The sequence below is a fragment of the Pseudomonas sp. genome, assembly GCF_049645325.1.
Taxonomy (GTDB): Bacteria; Pseudomonadota; Gammaproteobacteria; order Pseudomonadales; family Pseudomonadaceae; genus Aquipseudomonas.
In genome coordinates, this window is record NZ_JBARTQ010000209.1 from 1 (window position 1) to 5,187 (window position 5,187).

Annotated in this window: 6 protein-coding genes; 5 read left to right on the forward strand and 1 reads right to left on the reverse strand. The window is 64.9% G+C overall.

What is annotated here, in order from left to right; translation table 11 throughout:
• Window positions 1-41 precede the first annotated feature (41 nt).
• From WBB95_RS09110 to WBB95_RS09130, 5 genes are all read left to right on the forward strand, one after another.
• Window positions 42-866, forward strand: a complete 825-nt coding sequence (locus WBB95_RS09110) for a DUF692 domain-containing protein (protein ID WP_424487286.1) — start codon at window positions 42-44, stop codon at window positions 864-866.
• Window positions 863-1,612: a DNA-binding domain-containing protein gene (locus tag WBB95_RS09115; protein ID WP_424487287.1), complete on the forward strand. Its 750-nt coding sequence runs from the start codon at window positions 863-865 to the stop codon at window positions 1,610-1,612. Before WBB95_RS09110 ends, WBB95_RS09115 begins: the two co-directional genes overlap by 4 nt.
• Window positions 1,605-2,057, forward strand: a complete 453-nt coding sequence (locus tag WBB95_RS09120) for an alpha/beta fold hydrolase (protein WP_424487288.1) — start codon at window positions 1,605-1,607, stop codon at window positions 2,055-2,057. Before WBB95_RS09115 ends, WBB95_RS09120 begins: the two co-directional genes overlap by 8 nt.
• Window positions 2,058-2,143: 86 nt before the next feature.
• On the forward strand, window positions 2,144-3,508 hold the full coding sequence (locus WBB95_RS09125; protein WP_424487289.1) for an MFS transporter: 1,365 nt from the start codon (window positions 2,144-2,146) through the stop codon (window positions 3,506-3,508).
• Window positions 3,509-3,578: 70 nt separating this feature from the next.
• The gene (locus WBB95_RS09130) at window positions 3,579-4,706 is read left to right on the forward strand and encodes an MFS transporter (protein WP_424487290.1); all 1,128 of its coding nucleotides are present in this window, start codon (window positions 3,579-3,581) and stop codon (window positions 4,704-4,706) included.
• Between the two features lie 29 nt (window positions 4,707-4,735).
• On the opposite strand, the gene WBB95_RS09135 is transcribed toward WBB95_RS09130, so the two are convergent.
• Window positions 4,736-5,187 (reverse strand): DUF3087 family protein (locus WBB95_RS09135; protein WP_424487291.1); only part of this gene is annotated, 452 nt, incomplete at its 5' end.

Sequence of the window (5,187 nt, forward strand, 5' to 3'; positions counted from 1 at the left end):
GCCCGTACGGGCTCGCCACTTTTTCGTTGCGGAGATCCGTCATGGCGACAGCCAACCCTCACTTTTCAGGCTACGGCCTGGGCCTGCGCAAGGAGCACTATGGCGACTTCCTGGAGACCTCGGTGCCGGTGGATTTCGTTGAAGTGATCTCCGAGAACTTCATGGTCGCCGGCGGCCAGCCCCGGCATATCCTGCGCCAGGTGCGCGAGCGCTACCCGGTGGCGTTGCATGGCGTGTCGCTGTCCATCGGCACGGCCGAAGGGCTTGATGCGGCTTACCTGCGTCGCCTCAAATCGCTGGTGGACGAGATCGAGCCGCTGTTTGTCTCCGATCACTTGAGCTGGTCGCGCAGCGGCGCGTTCAACGCCCACGATTTGCTGCCGGTGCCGTACACCGACGAAGCGCTGGACCAGGTCTGCGCCAACATCCACCAGGCCCAGGAGGTGCTGGGCCGCACGCTGCTGTTTGAGAACCCGTCCAGTTACCTGGCCTTTGACGGCGCCACCATGAGCGAGTGGGCATTTATCGCCGCCATGGCCGAACGCACTGGCTGTGAATTGTTGTTGGACGTCAACAATGTATTCGTCAGCGCCAGCAACCATGGCTTCGACGCGCTGGCGTTTCTTGACGGCATTCCCGCCGAACGCGTGCGGCAGATTCACTTGGCCGGGCATAGCCAGGGCCACGAACTGTTGATCGACAGCCATGACAGCCCGGTGTGTGCCGGGGTCTGGGAGTTATACGCCAAAGCCCGCGCCAAGCTCGGCCCGGTGGCGACCATGATTGAGCGCGACGACGAGATTCCGCCGTTGGCCGAGTTGCTGCAGGAACTCGCCGTGGCCCGGGAATGGGGCGCGCAGCGATGAAACTGGCCGAGTTTCAGCAGACCTTTTGCGCCTGGCTGGTGAGTGCGTCGGACGCGTCCTCGCAGTTGCTGGGCAATCACCACGCTGGCCTGGCGGTGTACCAGAACAACTACCGGGCGCAGCTGGTGGGGTGCCTGGGGCAAGCGTTTCCCAACCTGCGCCGTTGGGTGGGAGACGAGGCGTTTCTGGCCGCCAGTATTGCCCATATCGACTGGCAGCCACCGCATGCCTGGACGCTGGACACCTATCCCGAAGGTTTTCACCAGACCCTGCGCAGGGTGTTTCCCCACAACCCGGACGTGCACGAGCTGGCCTGGATTGAGTCGGCGCTGAATCAAGCGTTTGTGGCCGCGGATGCCAAGCCTTTGGCGCTGGCGGCCTTGGCGCAAGTGGAGTGGGACACGGCGGTGTTGCGGCTGACGCCGTCGCTGCGTTGCCACGCCCTGACGACGAATGCCGAAGCCATCTGGTCGGCCCTCTGGCAGGACGCGCAACCGCCCGAAGCGGCGATGCTCGACGTGGAGGGTGGTGTGCTGGTGTGGCGGCGTCAGTTCACCTCGCGCTTGCGGCAGGTGGCGGCGCTGGAACGGCTGGCTCTGCTGCTGGTGCAGGCAGACGGCAGTTTTGCCGGGCTGTGTGAATTCCTCGTGGAACGCCTCGGCGAAGAGGCCGGTGTGAGGCAGGCGGGTGAATACCTGGCCGGATGGCTGGGCAGTGAATTGATTGTGGAGGTCAGTCATGGTTGATCGCCGGGGTTTTTTGCTGCTCGCCGTCGGGGCGGTGTGCGTGTCGGCGTTTGCCGTGCAACAGGTCAGCACCGATAACCAGGACATCCGTTATGAGCAGGCCGGGCCGGAGGAGGGGCACGTAATTATCCTGTTGGCGGCCGAGGTAACGGCGTTCGCCGAAATGACAGCGGCGTTGGCTGCCCAGGGGTTTCGCGTGATCGTTCCGTACCTGCGCGCTGCTGACGATGCAGTGCTCGGCCAGGACGTGCTGGACCTGATGAATGCCCTGCACATTCCCGAGGCAGTGTTGGCGGGTGTGGAGCAGGGCGCGCGGGTGGCGGCTCGGGCGGCGACGTTGAAGCCCAGCCGTTGCGTCGGGCTGGTCACCTTGAACACGGCGCCTCAGCCCGGTTTCGCCAACGCGGTGGGGCTGATGGCAAAGACCGGGCATTGGCGAACATGAAAATATTGACAGCCAGGCAATAGGCCACTGAAAAAAATCCCGTCTGCCCGTACTCTAGAGGCCTTCTTCACCTGCGTGGATTGTTCATGTCTTCTGTTGCCGATGGGTTGCCTTCCAATAAACGCCTGCCGGCAGTGATCGCCCTTTCCTTGGGGATCGGCATGGCAACCCTGGACACGGCCATCGTCAACACGGCGCTGCCGACGCTGGCCGAGGGCATCGGCACGGATTCGGCCTCGGTGATCTGGGTGGTCAACGCCTACCAACTGGCGATTATCGCCACGGTGCTGCCCTTTGCTTCGTTGAGTGATGTGCTGGGGCACCGCCGGGTCTACCTCGGCGGGCTGCTGCTGTTTATTGTCTCGTCGTTGTTTTGCGGGCTGGCGGGGTCACTGCTGACCTTGACGGCCGCGCGCGTCGCGCAAGGGCTCGGTGCGGCGGCGGTGATGAGCGTCAACACGGCGCTGCTGCGGCATATTTACCCGTCAAAAATGCTCGGGCGGGGGCTGGGTTACAACTCGCTGGTGGTGGGGCTGGCGTTCACCCTCGGGCCGACCGCCGCGTCGGCGATCCTGTCGGTGGCGACCTGGCACTGGCTGTACCTGATCAACGTGCCGTTGGGGCTGTTGGCGCTGGGCCTGGGCCTGCGCTCATTGCCGGTATTGCCGTTGACCGGGCACGCGTTCGACCGTCTCTCTGCGCTGCTGTGTGCCGGCTTGTTTGCCTTGCTCGTCCTGGGGCTCGGCACCGCCGTGCACGGCGCTCAGGGCGCGTTGACCCTGGGGTTGATCGCCGTGGCGCTGGTGTGTGGCGCGTTGCTGCTGCGCCGGGAGTCGGGTCACCCGGCACCGATGTTGGCCGTGGACCTGTTCAAGCGCCCGGTATTTGCCTTGTCGTCCCTCACGGCGATTTGTGCGTTCAGTGCCCAGGGCCTGGCCTTTGTGTCATTGCCGTTCCTGTTGCAGGCGGTGCTGGGGCATAGCCAGGTCGAAACCGGTTTTCTGATGACACCGTGGCCGGCCGTGGTGGCGGTGATGGCGCTGGTGGCCGGGCGCCTGGCGGATCGGGTCTCGTTGGGTCTGCTGTGCGGCATCGGGCTGTTGATGCTCAGCATGGGCATGGCCGCGCTGGCCACGCTGGGCAGTGACGCCTCGGCCTTCGATATCGGCTGGCGCATGGCCTTGTGCGGCGCGGGGTTCGGCTTCTTCCAGTCGCCCAACCTCAAGGCCATCATGACCAGCGCGCCGTTGGCCCGCAGCGGCGGCGCCAGTGGCATCGTGGCAATTTCGCGGTTGCTGGGGCAGACGCTGGGGGCGTCGTTGGTGGCGTTCTGTTTCCACCTGTCGCTGGGCAGCGGGCCAGAGTACGCGCTGTGGCTGGGCTGCGGGTTCGCCCTGGTGGGCGCGGTGGCCAGTGGGTTGCGCTTGCTGCCCTATGACAAAAAGGTGTGATTGAGCGTTGTAAAACACGCGCCCGGAAGGCTACCGTGGCGACCTGAATATTTCGGGATGTTTCAGACTTATGTCCAGCCTGGCCCTACGCACTGCTGATGTCTCCTCCCGCCGCGCCGCGCTGACCCTCGCCTTATGCCTGCCCAGTGACGTGCTGCTGTACCTGCTGCTGCCGATGGAATCCCAGGCTTTCGGCATCACCCTGGCCCAGGCCGGGGTGTTGCTGGCCGCCAACCGCCTGGTGCGGATTTTTGGTTACCGGCACGTGCTGAATTTCTACGCGCGCAACGGTGACCGGCTGACCTGCATGATCGCGGCGGGTGCCGCCACGGTGTGCGCCTTGGGCAACTCGATGTTGTCCGGTTTCGCTGCATTGCTGGGGCTGCGGTTGATCTGGGGCCTGTGTTTTGCCGCGCTGAACCTCTCGACCCAAGTACTGGCAACCTCCGAGGCTGTGGGGTCGGCGCGCCGGGCAGGGCGCTCACGGGCGGTGATCGCGCTCGGGCCGATGCTGGCGTTGCCGCTGGGCGGCTGGCTGACGTTATGGGCCGGGCCGCGTCCGATCTTTCTGATTCTCGCCGGTTGCTGCCTGCTGGGCGTGTGGGCGGCGCGCGGTTTGCCTGCCAGTGGGCATGATTTGCACAGCACCGGGCGCCGCTTCAAATGGCCCGACAGTGTGGCGACCTGGTCATTTATCGAGGGCGTGGCGCTGGACGGCCTGTTTATCTTTGGCCTGTCGATTCAGGCGCAAAAGATTCTCGGCGGCGACGCGGTGCTGATCGCCGGCGGGTTGATGGCCTTGCGTTACGCCTCGGAAATGCTCTTGAGCCCCTTGGGCGGCCGTGCTGCGCAGCATTTTGGCGCCACCTCGATGTTGCTGCTGTTTTCGTTTTTGAGTGCCCTGGCCCTGACGGCGTTTGGCAGTTACTGGGTGATCGTCGGCGCGGCGGCGGTGCTGGTGCTGAGGGCGCTGCAATTGCCGCTGGTGACTACCTTGGTGGCCGAGCGCAACCCCGGCTCGATGCGCGTGTCGGCCCTGGCCTCCAACGCCGTGTGGCGCGATGTCGGCGCTGGCCTCGGGCCATTGCTGGCGGGCCTGCTGCTGCCGGTGGCCTCGGCGCCGTGGGTGTTTGGCCTGGCGGGCGCGGCGATTGCCGTCAGCGCGGTGTTCTGCTGGCGGGCAAAGGTTTCCACCTGACGCGGTGAGGGTGTGCCAGGCCTGTTGGCTCAGGCGCTTTTAAGGCTTTCCAGCCAGGCAGGGTCGAGCCGGTTTTGCTCGGTGTCGATCCCCAGCGCCTGCATTTTCGCTTTGTGGGCCTCGATCTCTCCCATCAATTGCGCCTGTGCGCTGGAGTTGGCATCCAGTGCATGCATCTGCGTGAGCCCCAAGTGGTAAAAGCGCAACAGCTTGATGGCTGTCGGGTCGTTGGCCTGCACGCGCTCGGTCACTTTGTGCATCACATTGGTGACGCTCATCAGGCTGCGCTTGAGCCGCCAGCCATACACCGCTGGCGCGAACCATGGCTGGGTCCAGAACGGGCCACGGACCAAGGCGACAGTGATCAGCACCCCGGCAAACACGCCGCCGACATTGAAGCGGAAGTTGTCCCCGCCAGGCTCGCCGAACAGCATCACCGCCAAGGTCGACAGCAACATGGCCAGGGCCACGAACAGCACGG